Source organism: Rubrivirga sp. (genome assembly GCF_965213695.1).
GTDB lineage: Bacteria > Bacteroidota > Rhodothermia > Rhodothermales > Rubricoccaceae > Rubrivirga.
On record NZ_OZ243912.1, the window covers coordinates 1,869,748 to 1,886,821 of the forward strand.

A 17,074-nucleotide genomic window follows, 5' to 3' on the forward strand; every position below is an offset into this window, starting at 1 on the left:
CGGCGTGGGGCGTCTACTTTCCCCTCGCTCACACGCCCCCCTCTGCATCGAGACGTTTTCGCTACGCGTATCCCCCCCGCCGCGCTTGTCTCGTCGCATTGAGATCCTCGCCCTCGTCCTGGGGGACGCCCTCGCTACCGCCGCCGTGCTGGCCGCGGTGGTCTCGGGCCGCGCCGGGTGGGACTGGCTCCCCGCCGTCGCGGGGTCGGACGCCGGGGGGATCGCGGTGCTGGTGCTGGGCTGGGGGGTGCTGTTCGCGTTCTCGGGCCTGTACGCCGAGCGCTACGCACGGGGCCGGCTCGACGAGCTGGCGACGCTGGCGAAGGTGGTCGCCTTCGGGTGCTTGGCGCTGTTGTTCGGGCTCGTGGTGGACCGGTTGGAGGCGAGCGAGCTGCGGACGGCCATCGGCGTCTACGCGCTCGCTCAGTTTGGGGCCGTCGGCGCGGCGCGGCTCACCGTGCGGGCCGTCCAGCGGGCGCTCGTGGTCCGGGGCTACGGCCGGCACCGGGCCGTCGTGGTCGGGTGGTCGGACCGGGTCGAGACGCTGTACCACGACCTCGCGCGGTACCCGGCGGCCAACATCGAGATCGTCGGGGCCGTCCGCCTGCGGGCGCCGTCGGCCGTGCCGGTCCTGGTCGACCCCGGGGCCGAGCCCGTGACGATCTCCGAGCGGTTCCCCGGCGGCGACGCCTTGCCGAGGGGCGCCATCGAGGTGACGGCGGCCGGCGCGCCCGAGGCGGCCGTGGCCGAGCTTCCGGGCCTGATCGACCGCTTGCGAGTCCAGGACGTGATCCTGGCGTTGGGGACCGAGGACCACGCGACGCTCGACGAGGTCTTGCGCGTCTGCGACGGGAAGCCGGTCACGCTCAAGCTGGTCCCCGACTTCTACGCCGCCGTCGGCGGCATGGCGCGGACCGAGCACACCTACGGGCTCCCGCTCATCGAGGTCCTGCCCGAACCGATGCCGGCCTGGGAGCGGCGGACCAAGCGGATCGCCGACGTGGTCGTGAGCGCACTCGTGCTGCTCGTCGGGGCCCCGGCGTGGCTGGTGATCGGGGCCCTCGTGCGGAGCACGTCGCCCGGCCCGGCCATCTACCGCCAAACGCGCGTCGGCCGGCACGGGCGGCCGTTCACGATGCTCAAGTTCCGGACGATGGTCGACGACGCCGAGCGCCACACGGGCCCGGTCTGGGCCGAGCAGCGCGACGCCCGCGTGACCCCGCTCGGCCGCTGGCTCCGCCGCCTGCGCCTGGACGAGATCCCCCAGATGTGGAACGTGCTGACGGGCCAGATGAGCCTGGTCGGGCCCCGCCCCGAGCGGCCCTACTTCGTCGAGAAGCTGACGGACCGGATCCCGCTCTACAGCCGCCGCCACCGCGTCCAGCCCGGCGTGACGGGCCTGGCCCAGGTCAAGTGGCGCTACGACGCCGACCTCGAGGACGTCCGCCAGAAGCTGAAGTACGACCTGTTCTACATCGAGACGATGAGCCTGAGCCTGGACGCCAAGATCCTGTTCCGCACGGTCCGGACGGCGCTGGCGGGGCAGGGGCAGTAGCGGGCGCTCCGGCGGAGTGGGGCGTGTGGGAGTGTGGGAGGGGGGCGACGCCGCCGGGGCGAGCACGATCTCTCCTCTTGTCATCCTGAGCCTGCGAAGAGCCTGCCCCCGCGAAGGCGGGGGATCTCAGCACGATGCCCGAGCCCGCCGGTACCGTTCCCTACGGCTTAGCCCTCCGCGTTGAGATCCTTCGCATCCGCTCAGGATGACAAGGTCGGGGCTCAGAGCGGTGACCAGGGGCGGACGTCCTCGTCCAAGCGACTCCTCCCACGCTCCACTCGGATTCGGAGCGACTTCCTCGCCGCCGGCTGGCACCCTCCGTCCGGGTCGAGCATCTTCCCGTCCCCCGTCCCCCGTCCCCCGTCCCCCGTCCCCCGTCCCCCGTCCCCCGTCCCCCGTCCCCCGTCGTGCCCGACCCGTACTCCGCCCTCGCCGCCGGCTACGACGCCGTGATGGCCCACGTCGACTACCCGATGTGGGCGGCCACCGTCCAGGGGATCGTCCGGCGCCACCACCCCCAAGCCCGGAGCGTGGCCGAGCTGGGGTGCGGGACGGGCGCGCTGGCCGTCGCCCTCCAGCCGTACGGGCCGCCGCCGTCGGGCTACGACTACCGCGCGTTCGACGGGTCGCCGGCGATGGTCGAGCAGGCGCGCGAGACGGTGCGCCGGGCGGGCCGGCCGGTCGCGCTGGGCGTGCTGGCGTTCGGGGAGACGGTTCCCGGCCCGCCGGCCGACCTGGTGGTGCTGGTCTACGACGGGCTCAACTATCTCCTGGACCTCGACGCCGTGACGGCGCTCTTCGAGAGCGTCCGCGACGCGCTCGCGCCCGACGGGATCGCCGTCGTCGACCAGTCGACGCCGGCCAACTCGGTCAACCACGCCGCCGACGGGTTCGACGACGCCGGCGAGACCGACGCCTTCTCGTACCTCCGGACGAGCCGCTACGACGCCGGCGCCCGGCTCCACACGACCGAGTTCGAGCTGACGCTGCCCGACGGCCGCCGGCTCCGCGAGACGCACGTCCAGCGGGCCTACACGATGGACGAGGTCGAGGCCGCCGCCGCCGCCGCCGGCCTCGCCGCGGTCGCCGCCTACGACGAGTTCGAGGACGTCCCGGCCGACGACGCGACGGAGCGCGTCCACTGGGTGTTCGCCCGGGCCGACTCGGAGGCCCGTCCGGCGTAGCTTGGGCCGTCCCCCTCCGACCCTTGTGGACCCCGTCGTCGAACGCATCTCCGACTCCGCCGCGCCGCCCTCGGCCGGCGCTCCGCGCGCGCGCCCGCTCGTCGAGATCCGCAACGTGGCCGCCGGCTACACCGACCCGTCCGGCGCCCGCGTCGACGTCGCGAGTGACCTCAACCTGACGATGCAGCCGGGCGAGATGGCCTACCTCATCGGCCCGACCGGGAGCGGGAAGTCGACGATCCTCAAGCTGCTCTACATGGACCTCCAGCCCGAGTACGGGCTGGTCCGCGTGGGGCCGTACCAGTCCGACACGACCAAGCCGAACGACATCCCGCTGCTCCGGCGGATGCTGGGGATCGTGTTCCAGGACTTCCAGCTGCTCCCCGACCGGAGCGCCTACGACAACGTGGCCTTCGCGCTCTACGCGACCGGGAAGCGGGGGAAGGAGGTCCGGGAGCGGGCGCTCCAGGCGCTGGCGCTCGTCGGGCTGGGCCACCGGGCGAAGGCCCGGCCGAGCGAGCTCTCGGGCGGCGAGCAGCAGCGGGCCTGCATCGCGCGGGCGCTCGTGAACCACCCCCGCCTCGTCCTGGCCGACGAGCCGACGGGCAACCTCGACCCGCGCGTGGCCGACGAGATCCAGAAGCTGCTCGTCAAGGTCCACCGCCAGGGGACCGCGCTCCTGATGGCGACGCACGACTACCGACTCGTCAAGGCCTTCCCCGCGCGGACGCTGGCGCTGGTGCGCGGGCGGCTGGTCGAGGTCGACCCGGACTCGCTGTAGTGCGCGGCGCGTGGCCGGTCGTCCTGCTGGCGGCGCTCGCGGCCGGCGGGTGCGGCCCAGACGCGCCCGCGCCGCCGCCCGACGGGGCCCCGCTCGACGTGGCGGCCGTCCGGGACGGGCTCGACCGGTGCCTCGACGGCGACGCCGACGCCGGGGTGGCCCGCCTCGACTCGGTCCTGGACCGGTCGCCCGGGGCGCCGGACGCGCTCGTCGCGCGTGGGCTGTGCCGGTGGGCGCGGTGGGACGACGCCGGCGACGTCGACGACGTCCGGCTGGCCTACGCCGACTTGAGCGCGGCCATCGAGGCGGTCGAGGGGGGGACGCCCGCGCGAGGGACGCCGCTCGACGAGATCTACAGCCGCCGCGCCTTCGTGGCCCAGGCCCTGGACGGCGGCTGGGTCCGCACGATCGAGGACCTCGACCGGGCCGCCGCCCTCGCTCCGGGCGAGCCGCGCCACGTGCTCGACCGCGGCGTCGTCCGGTCGTACGCCGGCGACAGCGTCGGGGCCCGCCGCGACTTGCGCCAGTACCTCGCGCTGGTGGACTCGTTCGGCACCCCGGACCCGTCGCGCCAGGTCGTCGTGGAGCGGCTGCTGGAGGACCTGGGGGAGGAGTAGAGCGGGCGTGTGGGAAGGGTGGAGACGGTTCGTTCCGGCCGCCCCCGCTCCCATACCCCCTTCTCCCACACTCCGCCCGCCGCGTCTATCTTCGCGGCTTCACATTCCCACGCCCGCCCGCCACATGGAGCTCCTCTCCGTCGTCATCGACGCCATCAACAACGTGCTCCGGTGGCCGCTCGTCATCGGGCTCCTCGGGACGGGGCTGTTCCTGACCATCCGGCTCGGGTTCGTCCAGTTCCGCCGGCTCGGCCATGGGTTCGCCGTCGCGACCGGCCGCTACGACGACCCCGACGAGCCCGGCGACGTCACGCACTTCCAGGCGCTCACGACGGCGCTGAGCGCAACGGTCGGCGTGGGCAACATCGCGGGCGTGGCCCTGGCGATCCACATCGGCGGGCCCGGCGCGCTGTTCTGGATGTGGGTCACAGCGCTCCTGGGTATGGCGACGAAGTACTCCGAGGTCACGCTCGCCCAGCAGTACCGCGACGTCCACGTGGACCAGGACGGGAAGGCGTGGGAGGGCTCGGTCTCGGGCGGCCCGATGTACTACATCGAGCGGGGGCTCGGCCGCAACTGGAAGCCCGTCGCCATGTTCTTCGCGTTCGCGCTCATGCTCACGTCGTTCATGACGGGCAACGCGGTCCAGGCGAATACGGTCGCGACCCAGGTGTTCGACTCGTTCGGCGTCCCGGTCTGGATCACGGGCTTGGTCACGGCGACCATCGTCGGCGGCGTGATCCTGGGCGGGATCCAGCGGATCGGCAAGGTGACGAGCATCGTGGCTCCGGTGATGGCGGCCGTCTACGTGTTCGGCGCGCTCCTCATCTTGGTCCTCAACATCGGCGCGGTGCCGGCGGCGTTCGGGCGGATCTTCTCCGAGGCCTTCAACCCGACCTCGGGCGTGGCGGGGACCGGCGCCGGCGTGTTCCTCTTGACGATGCTCTACGGCGTCCAGCGCGGGCTCTTCTCGAACGAGGCCGGCCAGGGCTCGGCCCCCATCGCCCACTCGGCGGCCAAGACCGACGAGCCGGTGAGCGAGGGCGTCGTGGCGCTCTTGGAGCCGTTCATCGACACGATCCTGATCTGCACGATGACGGGGTTGGTGCTCGTGACCACGGGCGCGTTCGAGGCGACGGCCCCGGCGGCCGTCGACCTCGACGCCTCGAACGTCTCCATCGTCGAGGGCACGCGCGACACGGGCTTCACGACCTACCTCGGCGCCGACCCGATCTCGTACAACGAGGGGATCCCGCAGGCGCTCGACGGGCCGCGCGTCGGCCGGTTCAACGTCGGCATCGACACGCTCTACCTCGACGAGGCTCAGACCGTCCCGTTCACGGGCACCATCGACCCGAGCACGCGGGCCGTCCTCGACGCCGACGGGAACGTGGTCGAGACGTTCTACGCCAACACGGTCCGCACGTCGGCGCCGCTGACGACGCTGGCGTTCGAGCGCGGGCTGGCGCCGATCGGGCTCGGCGGGATGGGCCGCTTCATCGTGCTCATCTCGGTCGTCCTGTTCGCCGTCTCGACGTCGATCTCGTGGAGCTACTACGGCGACCGCTGCGCGAACTACCTGTTCGGGACGCGGGCGATCCTGCCGTTCAAGGCCGTCTTTGTCGTGATGCACTTTGTCGGCGCCGTCCTCGCGGTGACGACGATCTGGGACCTCGGCGACGTGGCCCTGTCGCTGGTGACGCTGCCCAACGTGCTCGCGCTGCTGCTCCTCTCGCCGGTCTTGAAGAAGCTGACCGACAGCTACTTCGAGCGCCGGCCGTGGGTCGAGAACGAGGAGGCCCACAAAAAGGCGAAGGCCGAAGGCCGCCTCTAGGGCGTGTGGACAATCACCCAGATCGGCTCTCACGGGCCAGATCCCGCCCTCACCGCGTCGCACTCGTCGTCCGGGGCTACGGCCCCGGACTCCTCGCGCTCCTTGCGAGGCCGAAATCGTGACCTCGTGCGAGCCTGACCTCGCGAATGTCCACACGCCCTAGAACGCTGAACGTCGAAGGCGGAATGATGAAGGCCCTCCTCCTCTCATCCTGCTCAGCGACGTCGCCCCTTCCTCGTTCATCGTTCTGCGTTCATCGTTCATGCTGACCGTCGTCGACCACCCGCTCCTCAAGCGCGCGCTGACCACGCTGCGCGACGCCGCGACGCCCTACGGGCAGTTCCGGCAGACGTTGTCCGACGTCTCGGCCATCCTGGCCTACGAGGCGCTCCGGTCGCTGCCCGTCGAGGAGACGACCGTCCAGACGCCGCTCGAGGAGACGACGGGGTACCGGCTGGCTCGGGAGGTCGTCGTGGTGCCCGTCTTGCGCGCCGGGCTCGGGCTGGTCGACGGGTTCGTCCGGTTCGTGCCCGAGGCCCGCGTCGGCCACCTGGGGATGTACCGCGACGAGCAGTCGCACGAGCCGGTCGACTACTACTCGAACGTGCCGCCCCAGGTGACGGCCGCTCGGGTGTTCGTCGTGGACCCGATGCTGGCGACGGGCGGGAGCGCGTCGGGCGCCGTCAACCACCTCAAGAGCCGGGGCGCGCGCGACCTCGCGTTCGTGTGCCTGGTGGCCGCGCCCGAGGGCGTCGCCCGCCTCGAAGAGTACCACCCGGACGTCCCCATCTTCACGGCCGCGCTGGACCGCCAGCTCGACGAGAACGCCTTCATCCGGCCCGGCCTCGGCGACGCCGGCGACCGCATCTTCGGGACCACATGACGCTCGCTTCGCTCACGGGACGGGGGACTGGGGACCGGGGACTGGGGGGTTCTTCGGGCCGCCCCGCTGGCGGTCGGCCTGGACGCGGTGCGGCTCGCGGTCCGCGGTCCGCAGTCCTCGGTGGGCTGCTGAGATCTTCGTCCAGCAGCCCTACACCGACCGTCATTCCCGCGCACGCGGGAATCCATGCGGTGTGCGTGCCGGGCGATTGGCTCCGTGTGGGTCCCCGCGTGCGCGGGGACGACGGGGTTGTCGAGCGGTCGGACGAAGCGGAGACTCGGGCAGGGTTGCCGTCTGTGAGAGGCCGTCGGCCCCGGCTTGGGGGGCTGGTCGCGGTGCTGCTGGCGCTCGCCGTCGTCTCGGGCAGCGCGGCGGCGCAGGAGCTCTCGTCGCCGGGTTCGTCGGCCGCGACGACGCTCCAGCAGGAGGTGATCGCGCCGGTCCAGACCGACTCGTCGGCGGCGGACGCGCCGGTGCTGCTGGACGGGGCGCCGGCCGGGCTCGACGCGGCGCCCGTGGTGGAGGAGGTCGAGGCTGGGGAGGTCGCCGTCGAGGAGGCGCCGCCCGACGTGGGGTGGCTGGCGGTGTTGCCGGCGCTGCTGGCGATCGCGGCGGCGCTCCTGTTCCGCCAGGTCATCGTGGCCCTGTTCCTCGGCGTCTGGCTCGGCGCCTGGATCGTGACCGGCGACCTGGCCTTCGGCTGGTTCACGGGCCTGTTCGCAACCGTCCAGGTCTACGTGCTCGGGGCCCTCGCCGACAGCGACCACGCGGCCATCATCATCTTCACGCTGATGATCGGGGGGACGGTCGGGCTCATCCAGAAAAACGGCGGGACGGCCGCCATCGTCGACGTGGCGACGCGGTGGGCGCGGTCGGCCGGGCGCGGGCAGCTCGCGACGGCGATCCTGGGCACGGCCGTCTTTTTCGACGACTACGCCAACACGCTGATCGTGGGCGGGACGATGCGGCCGATCACGGACCGCCTCCGCGTGAGTAGGGAGAAGCTGGCCTACATCGTCGACTCGACCGCCGCGCCGGTCGCCTGCCTCGCGCTGACGACGACCTGGATCGGCTACGAGGTCGGGCTCATCGGGACGGCCATCGACGCGCTCCCGGGCTACGACGAGGGCGCGTACTCGGTCTTCCTCAACTCGATCCCGTACTCGTTCTACCCGATCCTGGCGCTCTTCTTCGTCTACCTCATCGCCGGCACGCGCCGCGACTTCGGGCCGATGCTGGCCGCCGAGCGCCGCGCGAGACAGACGGGCCAGCTCTACCGGCCCGGCTCGAACGCCGAGGCGGCCGAGGCCGAGTCGGACCTGATGACGCCGCCGGAGGACGCGCCCAAGCGACTCGTCAACGCCGTGTTGCCCATCGGGGTGCTGGTCGTCGGCGTGATCGTAGGGCTGGTGCTCACGGGCCGCGCGGCGGTCGCCGAGGGCGGGGGCGAGATGACGCTGACGAACGTGATCGGCGACGCCAACAGCTACACGGCGATGATGTGGGCCTCGCTCGCGGCGGTCCTCACCGCCATCGTGCTGACGGTCGGCCAGCGGATCCTGACGTTGGAGCAGGCCGTCGAGGCGTGGTACCTCGGGATGCGGACGATGCTGCTGGCCGTCATCATCCTGGTGCTGGCGTGGTCGCTGGCCGGGGTCAACGAGGCGCTGGGCACGGCCGACGTGCTCGTGACGGCGCTCTCGGGCACGCTGGCGCCCGGGTTCGTGCCGGCGCTCGTGTTCCTGCTCGCGGCGGCGACGGCGTTCTCGACGGGCTCGTCGTGGGGGACGATGGGGATCCTGATGCCGCTCGTGATCCCGCTCGCCTGGGGCGTTCTCGCCGCCGACGGGCTCCACACGACGGGCGAGTACCACCACATCATCTACTCGACGGTCTCGGCGGTCCTGGCCGGCGCCGTCTGGGGCGACCACTGCTCGCCGATCTCGGACACGACGATCCTGTCGTCGCTCGCGTCGTCGTGCGACCACATCGACCACGTCCGCACCCAGCTCCCGTACGCGCTCACGACGGGCGGCGTCGCGCTCCTGCTCGGCACGCTGCCGACCGGGTTCAACGTGCCGTGGTGGGTGATGATGCCGATCTGCGCCGCCGTGCTCGTGGCCGTCGTCCGGTTCGTGGCCCAGCCCGTCGACGACCCGGCGCTCGTGGAGGCGGAGGTCTGAGGACCGTCTCGTGGCTCCGAGAGGGCGTGGCACGCCACGCCCCTACGGGAGGTCGGGGCGTGAGATCTTGCGGTCCGTTGACCGCCGATCCCTGGTGAGCCCGCTCCACCTCGACAACCACCTGCTCGTCGTCGACAAGCCGCCGGGCCTGTTGTCGCAGGCCGACGCGACGGGCGACCCGGACCTGGTCACGCTCGCGAAGGCGTACCTCAAAGAGCGGTTCGACAAGCCCGGCAACGTGTTCGTCGGGCTCGTCCACCGGCTCGACCGGCCGACGAGCGGGGTCGTCGCGCTGGCGCGGACGTCGAAGGCGGCGTCGCGGCTGAGCGACCAGTTCCGCCGCCGCGTGCCGGACAAGACGTACCTCGCTGTCGTCGAGGGCGCGTTGGGCGACGGCGGCGCGTGGGCCGAGGCCGTCGACGGGATCGACAGGGGGGAGGGGGGGAGCGTCCGGGTGGTCCCGGTGGATCGGCCCGGCAGCCAGCGCGCGGCGCTCCGTTGGCGGACCCTGGCGTCGGACGACCGTCGGAGCCTGGTCGAGGTCGAGCTGGCGACGGGGCGGAAGCACCAGATCCGGGCGCAACTGGCCGCGCGCGGCGCGCCGGTCCTGGGGGACTTCCGTTATGGCAATCCCATTCCATTCGCGGACGGCCACGGGATCGCCTTGCACGCCGTCCGCCTGACGGTCGAGCACCCGACCCGGCGCGAGCCGCTGACGGTCGTCGCGCCGCCGCCCTCGGCGTGGACCGGCCTGTTCGACCACGCCGTCGCCCAATTCGTCGCCGAGGCGGAGCGCGGTAAAGGCCCGCGGACGTGATTCATCCTGTCCCTACGAATCGGCACGAACCGACTTGCGCGCGCCGGATCACTCGGCCACCTTCCGTCCCCCGTCCCCCGTCCCCCGTCCCCCGTCCCCCGTCCCCCGTCCCCCGTCCCCCGTCCCCCGTCCCCCGTCCCCCGCATGTCCCGCCCCACGCTCGACGCCACCGAGACCCGCGTCGCCGGCGCCCTCATCGAGAAGGCCCTCACCACGCCCGACCACTACCCGCTGACGCTCAACTCGCTCGTCGCCGCGTGCAACCAGAAGTCGTCGCGGGACCCGGTCACCGATTTTTCGGAGCGCGAGGTGAAGGACGCCGCCGAGCGGCTGATGCGCCGTGGCCTGGCCGGGACGACGGCCGGGGCCGGCCACCGCGTCGCCAAGTTCCGCCACACGCTCGACCGCGCGCTCGACCTGTCGCGCCGCGAGCTGGCCACGCTCGCCGTGCTGATGCTGCGGGGCCCGCAGACGCCTGGCGAGATCCGCACCCGGACCGCCCGCCTGGCCGACTTCGAGAGTGTCGAGGACGCCGAGGAGGCGCTGTGGCTGCTCGGCGACCGCGACGAGCCGCTGGTGGTCCGGCTGGAGCGCGAGCCGGGCCAGTCGGCCGACCGGTACGCGCACACGCTGTCCGGCGAGGTCGAGGCCGCCCCGCCGGCTGGCGCCGATGAGGAGATGGCTACTGTTCCGCTCGCCGGCGGGCCGACGCTGGCCGAGCGGGTGAGCGAGCTGGAGGCGGAGGTCGAGCGTCTAAGGGCCGAGATGGAGGCGTTCCGGGCCCAGTTCGAGTAGCGCACGGGCCCCGCCCGCACATGCGAGAGGGGAGCGGTCCGGCGAGCCTAAAAATTAGGTCTGGAGGCAACGTGAGGGCCGGTATGGGTCGGGCGCTTCGTGTGACAGACACATGGCACCGACGGACTCGAACTTGGGCCACATTGACTCCACGACCCATGTCTCCCATCGGACCGACGAACCCCGAGCTGGCCGAGGCGCTCGACCAGATGGCCGAGGTGCTCGTCCGCCAGGGCGAATCCAACCCGTACCGCGTCCAGGCGTACCTCCAGGCCGCCGCGATGGTCCGCGACCTCGATGAGCCCGTGGCCCGGCTCTACGGGGCCGGCGGGCGCGAGGCGCTGCTGTCGCTGCCCGGCATCGGCGTGAGCCTGGCCCACCACATCGCCCAGTACGTCGAGACCGGGCGGATCGGGCTCCGCGACCGGCTCTTGCGCGCCGACGACCCGGCGGCGCTGCTGGCGACGGTCCCCGGCGTGAGCCGGCGGCTGGCCCAGCGGCTGGTCGACGAGCTCGGCGTCGAGTCGCTCGCCGAGCTCGAGCGGGCGGCCCACGACGGCCGGCTCCAGGACCTCGACGGCGTCGGGCCCCGGACGACCGAGGCCATCCGGTTGCAGCTCAACTCGATCCTGAACCGCTCGGCCCGGCGCCGCGCCCGCCGTGTTCGCCGGCAGGTGGCCCAGCTCGCCGCCGCCCAGCGCCGCGCCGAGCAGGCCACGGAGCAAGCCGCCGAGACCGTCGCCGAGACGGCTGAGGCCGCGCCCGACGCCGAGGCCCGGCCCGTCGCGACGATCTATACGCTCTTCCCGCCCGCCGCGGCATAGGGAGAGGGATCCGGGGACGGCCCGGCCCCCCTTCCCGCCAGCGGAGCGAGCCTACGCCCCCTTCCGCTCGGCGAAGTCGAGGAAGCGGTGCGCCAGCGTCCGCCCGAGGTCCGGCGTGTTGCCCCACGCCCGGTTGTTGCCGATCACGTGGAGCACGACGCCGGCCTCGACGGCCTGGTACATCAGCGCCGTCGTCTCGTCGACCATCCGGCGCGCGGCGGCCGTGTCGCTGAGCCCGGCCGCCGGGCCCTCGAACGGGTAGGCCCTCTGCCACGACTCGTCGAACGCCATGTCGCGCGGCTGGATCAGCCGGACGACGGCCTCGCCCGCGCCCGACGTGAACCGCTCGCCGACCAGCGACCACTGGTCGATGAGCGGCGGGAGCCACTGCCAGTGGCTAAAGCAGAACCCGAGGTCCCGGTTCGCCAACCACTCGAAGTAGGCCGGCGTCAGCAGGTGCGACGAGCGGACTTCGAGGTGGTACGTGGCGTCGTTCGGGACCTCGCCGATGAACCGGTCCCACTCGGCCACGAACGTCTCGGGCGGCGGGCTCTCGGCGGCCCGCTCGTAGGGCTGCTCCAGGATCACGCCCGCGAGCTTGACGCCCAACTTCTGCTGGGCCGGCACCAGGAACTGCGTCGTGAACAGCTCTGGGTTCAGGTAGTCCGGGTTCTCGACGTAGGCCCACCGCCCATCGACCTTGCGGCGGAGCCGGCGGGCCACAACCTGCTGGGGCGCTTTGAGCAGGTAGCGCGCGTTCGCGGGCGAGGCGTCCGCATAGTGCTCCAGCGTGAACAGGCTCGGCGACGGCTTCCCGGTCGCCTCGACGAGCGGGCGGTAGTAGGTGAAGTCGAGCTCCAGGACGCCGAAGTGCAGGAAGTAGTCCTCGACCGAGGCGACCGGGAGCAGCCGCTCCTCGAACGACCGCCCGCCGACGGTCTTCTTGCGCGTCGTCACCTCGCCGGCCCAGACGTCGCGGGGGTAGACCTGGTCGAGCCAGGCCGCGTAGCGGTCGCTCGCCGACCCGAACCGCAAGACGGGGTGGATCTGGCGGAGGTCGAACCGGTCGGCCTCGGCGCGGCGGTCGTCGACAGGGCGGGGCGTCATGGGGAGGGGGGAGGGGCGCCGGGCGCCATGGGCTCGGGGGGCGTCTCGCCAGCGAGGAGGGCGCGGACGGCGCCGCCGGCCACGAACAGGCCGAGCGCCAGGACGCCGTAGTACGCCACGATCCGCCAGACGAAGAGCGCCGGCCCGCCGTAGCCCGACGGCAGCAGCGGCGCGAGGTACAGCATGTAGAGCGCCTCGATGCCGCCCGAGCCGCCCGGCGTCGGCATGGCCAGGCCGGCGAGCCAGAGCCCGGCCGTCCGCATCACGAACAGGACGTGGCGGAACTCGCGCCAGAAGCTGAGGGCCACCAGGAGGACGATGCCGTAGCGGGCCGTCCAGTAGAGCAGCGTGTAGGCGGCGCCCTGGAGGTAGAACGACGGCCGCTGGCCGCGCAGGACCGTCGCCTGCTGGCGGAGCTTCCGCGTCTCGCGGCGGACGGTCCCCTCGAACCGGCGGAGCCACCGGAACCGGACGATCCGATTCGCCAGCCCCTCCAGCAGCTCGGGCCGGACGAGCGTCGCGTAGGCGAAGAACGCGATGTAGCACAGCATCCCGCCGAGGTAGGCGGCGACGGTCCCGATCCCGGCCGCGCCGAGCGCCGTCGGGAACACGGGGAGCCAGATGGCCGAGACGTAGAGCGTCACGATCAGGATGGCGAACCACAGCTGGTCCATCAGCATCGTGAACAGCATGAGCGCCGTGACCCGCCCGTAGGCGACCCCGTTCTCCTTGGCGATGAAGAACGCCGCGAACGGGGCCCCGCCCATCGCCGACGGCGTCACGGCCGACATGAAGTCCCACGTGAGCTGGGCCCGGACGCCCGCCGCCGGGCCGAGCGCGCCGCGCGAGACGTGGCGGAGCCGCAACCCGCCCGACGTGATCTGCAAGGCCAGCATCCCGAGGGCGCCCAGCAAGTAGAGCGGCTCGAACGTGGACCGGACGGCGGCGAACGCGCCGGGCTCGTACGTCAGCCACAGGATCACGCCGACGGCGCCCAGGCTCAGGAGCACCGGCACGACCAGGTCGCGCTTGCGGACGCGACGCCGGGGGGCAGCAGGGGGAGCCGGGGCGTCCATGCGGGGCCGAAGATAGCCGGCCCCGCGAGCGCGCCGGGCCGGGCACCGCCCGAGTCGTGGCCCGTGCGGGCCCCCGTCGGCTCTTCACCGAGAGATCCTGACAGGATCTCCGCCCGGTTGTCCGCGTCGCCTGGCGGCCGGTATCTTGGCGTCCCCTCACCGGGCGTCGCGCCCGGACCCGGCTCCCCCTCACCCCTCGCCGTGGAGACGTTCCTCTTCTTCGTGTTCGCCGTGTTCGCGGTGGCCGGCTCGCTCGGCATGCTGATCTCGCGGAGCCCCGTCGCCAGCGCGCTCTGGATGGTCCAGACGATGATCGCCATCGCCTGCCTCTACCTCACGCTGAACGCGGCGTTCATCGGGGTCGTCCAGATCCTGGTCTACGCCGGGGCCATCATGGTCCTGTTCCTGTTCGTGATCATGCTCCTGAACCTGGAGCAGACGCCCCGGCTCAGCGCGTTCACCTGGCTCCGCGCCGCCGCCTTCGTCGGCGGCGTCGCCGTGCTGGCGCTGCTCCTGACGGCCGTCGCCCAGCGGACCGACCTGGTCGCCGACCCGACCGACGTCGAGGTGGCCGTCGTCGACCCGGTCGGGCCGGCCGTCGTCGTCGGCCCCGAGGGCGACGCCGAGGTCGTGCTGCCCGGCGAGGTCGCCGTGGTCCCGCTCGACCCGACGTCGGTCGAGCAGATCGGGATCGCGCTCCTGACCCGGCACGCCTTCACGCTCGAGATCGTCGGCGCCCTGCTCTTGGCGGCCACCATCGGCGCCGTCCTCCTCGCCAAGAAACGATTCGTCTGACGACGGTACGTGGTACAGGGTACGAGGTACTCGCTGCGCCCACCGTCCCGCCGTACCCCGTACCTGGTACCCCGTACCAAACACATGGACCTCACCTGGTACCTCTCGCTGAGCGCGGTGCTCTTCACGATCGGCGTGCTAGGCGTGCTGCTCCGGCGGAACGTGATCGTCGTGTTCCTGAGCATCGAGCTCATGCTGAACGCGGTCAACCTCACGCTCGTCGCGTTCAGCCAGGCTTTCGGCGACGTGGACGGCCAGATCCTGGTCTTCTTCGTGATGAGCGTGGCCGCGGCCGAGGCCGCCGTCGGGCTCGCCATCGTCATTGCCATGTTCCGCAACAAGCTGACGATCAACGTCGACGAGCTGCGCCTGTTTAGAGGGTAAAGGGGCAGGGGGCATGAGGCACGAGGCCTCTCCGCCCCTTGCCACGTGCCCCATCCCCCTTGCCCTCCACCATGGAACTCCTCGTCCGGCTCATCCTGCTCCCGCCGCTGCTCGTGGCCGCGTTCAACGGGATGATGGGCCTGTTCTCGCCCGGGTACCGGAAGCAGGAGGGGCTGCTCGGCGGGCTGGCGCTGGCGGCCGTCGCGGTCCCGTTCGCGGTCACCGTGATGCTGTTCCTGGGGTACGAGAACCCCGAGGTGGTCCGCTACTTTACCTGGATGGCGGCCGGCGACTTGCGGGTCGACTTCGCGTATCGGATCGACGAGCTCTCGCTGCTGATGACGATGGTCGTCACCGGCGTCGGGTCGCTCATCCACCTGTACAGCATCGGGTACATGCACGGGGACCCGGGGTACTGGCGGTTTTTCGCCTACCTCAACCTGTTCATCTTCGCGATGCTCAACCTGGTGCTCGCGGAGAACCTGCCGGTGCTGTTCCTGGGCTGGGAGGGCGTCGGGCTGTGCAGCTACTTGCTGATCGGGTTCTGGTACACGGACCTCAAGAACTCGGCGGCGGCCAACAAGGCGTTCATCGTCAACCGGATCGGCGACTTCGCCTTCCTGCTGGCCATGTTCATCATCTACCGGACGGTGACGGCGGCCACGGCCGGTCCGTTCGGGCTCGACTTTACGACGCTGCTGGCGCCCGAGACGCTGGCGCTGTTCGAGGGGAGCACCGGGCTGTGGGTCTGCTTGCTGCTCTTTATCGGGGCGACGGGCAAGAGCGCCCAGATCCCGCTGTTCGTCTGGCTCCCCGACGCCATGGCCGGGCCGACGCCCGTCTCGGCGCTCATCCACGCGGCGACGATGGTGACGTCGGGCCTGTACCTGCTGGCGCGGCTGTCGTCCCTCGTCCTGCTCCAGCCCGGCGCGATGGCGGTCATCGCCACGATCGGCGCGCTGACGGCCATCATGGCGGCGACCATCGCCATCACCCAGAACGACATCAAGCGCGTGCTGGCGTACTCGACGGTGAGCCAGCTGGGCTACATGTTCCTGGCGGCCGGCGTCGGCGCGTTCTTCGTGGCCATCTTCCACGTGATGACCCACGCCTTCTTCAAGGCGTGTTTGTTCTTGGGGAGTGGCTCCGTCATTCACTCGATGCACCACGTCGAGCACGACCTCGAGCACCGGGGGCTGATCCCGAGCCACGGCCACGGCCACCCCGAGACGCCGCTCGACTCGGAGGCCGACCAGGACACGTTGCGCCACAGCCCGCTCCCCTACGACGGCCCGTTCGACGCCCAGGACATGCGGACGATGGGCGGCCTGCGCAAGGACATGCCCGTCACGGCGATCACCTTCCTGGTCTCGACGCTCGCCATCGCCGGCATCCCGCCGCTCGCCGGCTTCTTCTCGAAGGACGAGATCCTGTTCCGCACGTTCGAGTTCGGCCAGAACGTCCACATCGGCTACATGGCCCTGTGGGTCGTCGGCCTGATCACGGCCGTGCTGACGGCGATCTACATGACGCGGGCCTACCTGCTCACGTTCGAGGGCGAGTCGCGGTGGCCGGGCGCGCTGGACACGCGGGCCCACGAGAGCCCGTGGACGATGACGGTGCCGCTGCTGGTGCTCGCCGTGCTCGCGGCCGGCGCTGGATTCCTCGGCCTGCCGGCTGTGTTCGGCGAGAACGCCTCGTGGATCCACGGCTGGCTCGTCGGCCACGACGGCCACCTCGGCCCGGTCGCCGACGCGCTCGAGGCGGCGACGGCCCCGGCCGGGTCCATGTTCGCGACGCTGGACGTCCATCACGCCTCGCACACGGTCGAGTGGATCTTGCTCGGGCTGGGCGCGGCGCTCGCCCTCGTCGGCGTTGGCGTCGCGTGGCTCGGCCTCCGGTTTGGCAAGCGCGGGCCGGACGCCGACCGGACCGTCCGCCGCTCGATGGGCTGGCTCTACGGCATCGCCAGCCGCAAGTGGTTCTGGGACGAGGCCTACGACGCGGCCGTCGTCCAGCCGGTCGTGCGCGGCTCGCGCGAGGGGCTCGGCCCGTTCGACAAGCGCGTGGTCGACGGCGGCGTGATGGGGCTGGCGCACGGGGTCCGCGGGCTGGCCGGCTGGCTGCGCGGGGCCCAAACGGGCGTCGTCCAGACGTACGCGCTGGCGATCGTCGTGGGCGTGGTGGCCGTCGTCGCGCTCGTCCTCTTCGTCTGATGAACGGTACGAGGTACAGGGTA

The 17,074-nt window shown here is 71.9% G+C and carries 15 protein-coding genes; 13 read left to right on the top strand and 2 right to left on the bottom strand.

Annotated elements, in window-relative coordinates:
• Positions 1-85 precede the first annotated feature (85 nt).
• The 10 genes from ACOOHE_RS08205 (at position 86) to ACOOHE_RS08250 (ending at position 11,473) form a co-directional block, all read left to right on the top strand.
• Positions 86-1,555, top strand: a complete 1,470-nt coding sequence (locus ACOOHE_RS08205; protein ID WP_420457318.1) for a sugar transferase — start codon at positions 86-88, stop codon at positions 1,553-1,555.
• Positions 1,556-1,962: 407 nt separating this feature from the next.
• On the top strand, positions 1,963-2,739 hold the full coding sequence (locus ACOOHE_RS08210; protein WP_420457319.1) for a class I SAM-dependent DNA methyltransferase: 777 nt from the start codon (positions 1,963-1,965) through the stop codon (positions 2,737-2,739).
• Positions 2,740-2,764: 25 nt separating this feature from the next.
• A complete protein-coding gene (locus ACOOHE_RS08215) occupies positions 2,765-3,520 on the top strand; it encodes a cell division ATP-binding protein FtsE (protein ID WP_420457320.1) in 756 nt (251 codons plus the stop codon).
• Complete coding sequence (locus ACOOHE_RS08220) at positions 3,520-4,137, top strand: hypothetical protein (protein ID WP_420457321.1); 618 nt, start codon at positions 3,520-3,522, stop codon at positions 4,135-4,137. The genes ACOOHE_RS08215 and ACOOHE_RS08220 overlap by 1 nt, the downstream gene beginning before the upstream one ends.
• Positions 4,138-4,261: 124 nt before the next feature.
• Positions 4,262-5,971: an alanine/glycine:cation symporter family protein gene (locus tag ACOOHE_RS08225; RefSeq protein ID WP_420457322.1), complete on the top strand. Its 1,710-nt coding sequence runs from the start codon at positions 4,262-4,264 to the stop codon at positions 5,969-5,971.
• A gap of 262 nt (positions 5,972-6,233) precedes the next feature.
• Complete coding sequence (gene upp / locus ACOOHE_RS08230) at positions 6,234-6,854, top strand: uracil phosphoribosyltransferase (RefSeq protein ID WP_420457323.1); 621 nt, start codon at positions 6,234-6,236, stop codon at positions 6,852-6,854.
• 335 nt (positions 6,855-7,189) lie between these two features.
• Positions 7,190-9,037, top strand: coding sequence for a Na+/H+ antiporter NhaC family protein (locus ACOOHE_RS08235; protein ID WP_420457324.1), 1,848 nt, complete (start codon positions 7,190-7,192; stop codon positions 9,035-9,037).
• Between the two features lie 94 nt (positions 9,038-9,131).
• The gene (locus ACOOHE_RS08240; RefSeq protein WP_420457325.1) at positions 9,132-9,854 is read left to right on the top strand and encodes an RluA family pseudouridine synthase; all 723 of its coding nucleotides are present in this window, start codon (positions 9,132-9,134) and stop codon (positions 9,852-9,854) included.
• 144 nt (positions 9,855-9,998) lie between these two features.
• Positions 9,999-10,649: a YceH family protein gene (locus ACOOHE_RS08245; RefSeq protein WP_420457326.1), complete on the top strand. Its 651-nt coding sequence runs from the start codon at positions 9,999-10,001 to the stop codon at positions 10,647-10,649.
• 158 nt (positions 10,650-10,807) lie between these two features.
• A complete protein-coding gene (locus tag ACOOHE_RS08250; protein ID WP_420457327.1) occupies positions 10,808-11,473 on the top strand; it encodes a helix-hairpin-helix domain-containing protein in 666 nt (221 codons plus the stop codon).
• Positions 11,474-11,524: 51 nt separating this feature from the next.
• On the opposite strand, the gene ACOOHE_RS08255 is transcribed toward ACOOHE_RS08250, so the two are convergent.
• Both ACOOHE_RS08255 and ACOOHE_RS08260 read right to left on the bottom strand, forming a co-directional pair.
• Positions 11,525-12,580 (bottom strand): DUF72 domain-containing protein, encoded by a 1,056-nt coding sequence (locus ACOOHE_RS08255; protein ID WP_420457328.1) that lies wholly within the window; start codon positions 12,578-12,580, stop codon positions 11,525-11,527.
• Positions 12,577-13,656 (bottom strand): lysylphosphatidylglycerol synthase transmembrane domain-containing protein, encoded by a 1,080-nt coding sequence (locus tag ACOOHE_RS08260; RefSeq protein ID WP_420457329.1) that lies wholly within the window; start codon positions 13,654-13,656, stop codon positions 12,577-12,579. The genes ACOOHE_RS08255 and ACOOHE_RS08260 overlap by 4 nt, the downstream gene beginning before the upstream one ends.
• Before the next feature lie 201 nt (positions 13,657-13,857).
• Here ACOOHE_RS08260 and ACOOHE_RS08265 point away from each other — a divergent pair, with 201 nt between their 5' ends.
• The 3 genes from ACOOHE_RS08265 to ACOOHE_RS08275 all read left to right on the top strand — a co-directional run bounded on the left by ACOOHE_RS08265 (position 13,858) and on the right by ACOOHE_RS08275 (position 17,051).
• Complete coding sequence (locus ACOOHE_RS08265) at positions 13,858-14,451, top strand: NADH-quinone oxidoreductase subunit J (RefSeq protein ID WP_420457330.1); 594 nt, start codon at positions 13,858-13,860, stop codon at positions 14,449-14,451.
• An 84-nt stretch (positions 14,452-14,535) separates the two neighbouring features.
• The gene (gene nuoK / locus ACOOHE_RS08270; protein WP_095511312.1) at positions 14,536-14,835 is read left to right on the top strand and encodes an NADH-quinone oxidoreductase subunit NuoK; all 300 of its coding nucleotides are present in this window, start codon (positions 14,536-14,538) and stop codon (positions 14,833-14,835) included.
• Positions 14,836-14,906: 71 nt separating this feature from the next.
• Positions 14,907-17,051: an NADH-quinone oxidoreductase subunit L gene (locus tag ACOOHE_RS08275; protein WP_420457331.1), complete on the top strand. Its 2,145-nt coding sequence runs from the start codon at positions 14,907-14,909 to the stop codon at positions 17,049-17,051.
• The last annotated feature ends 23 nt before the right edge of the window (positions 17,052-17,074 follow it).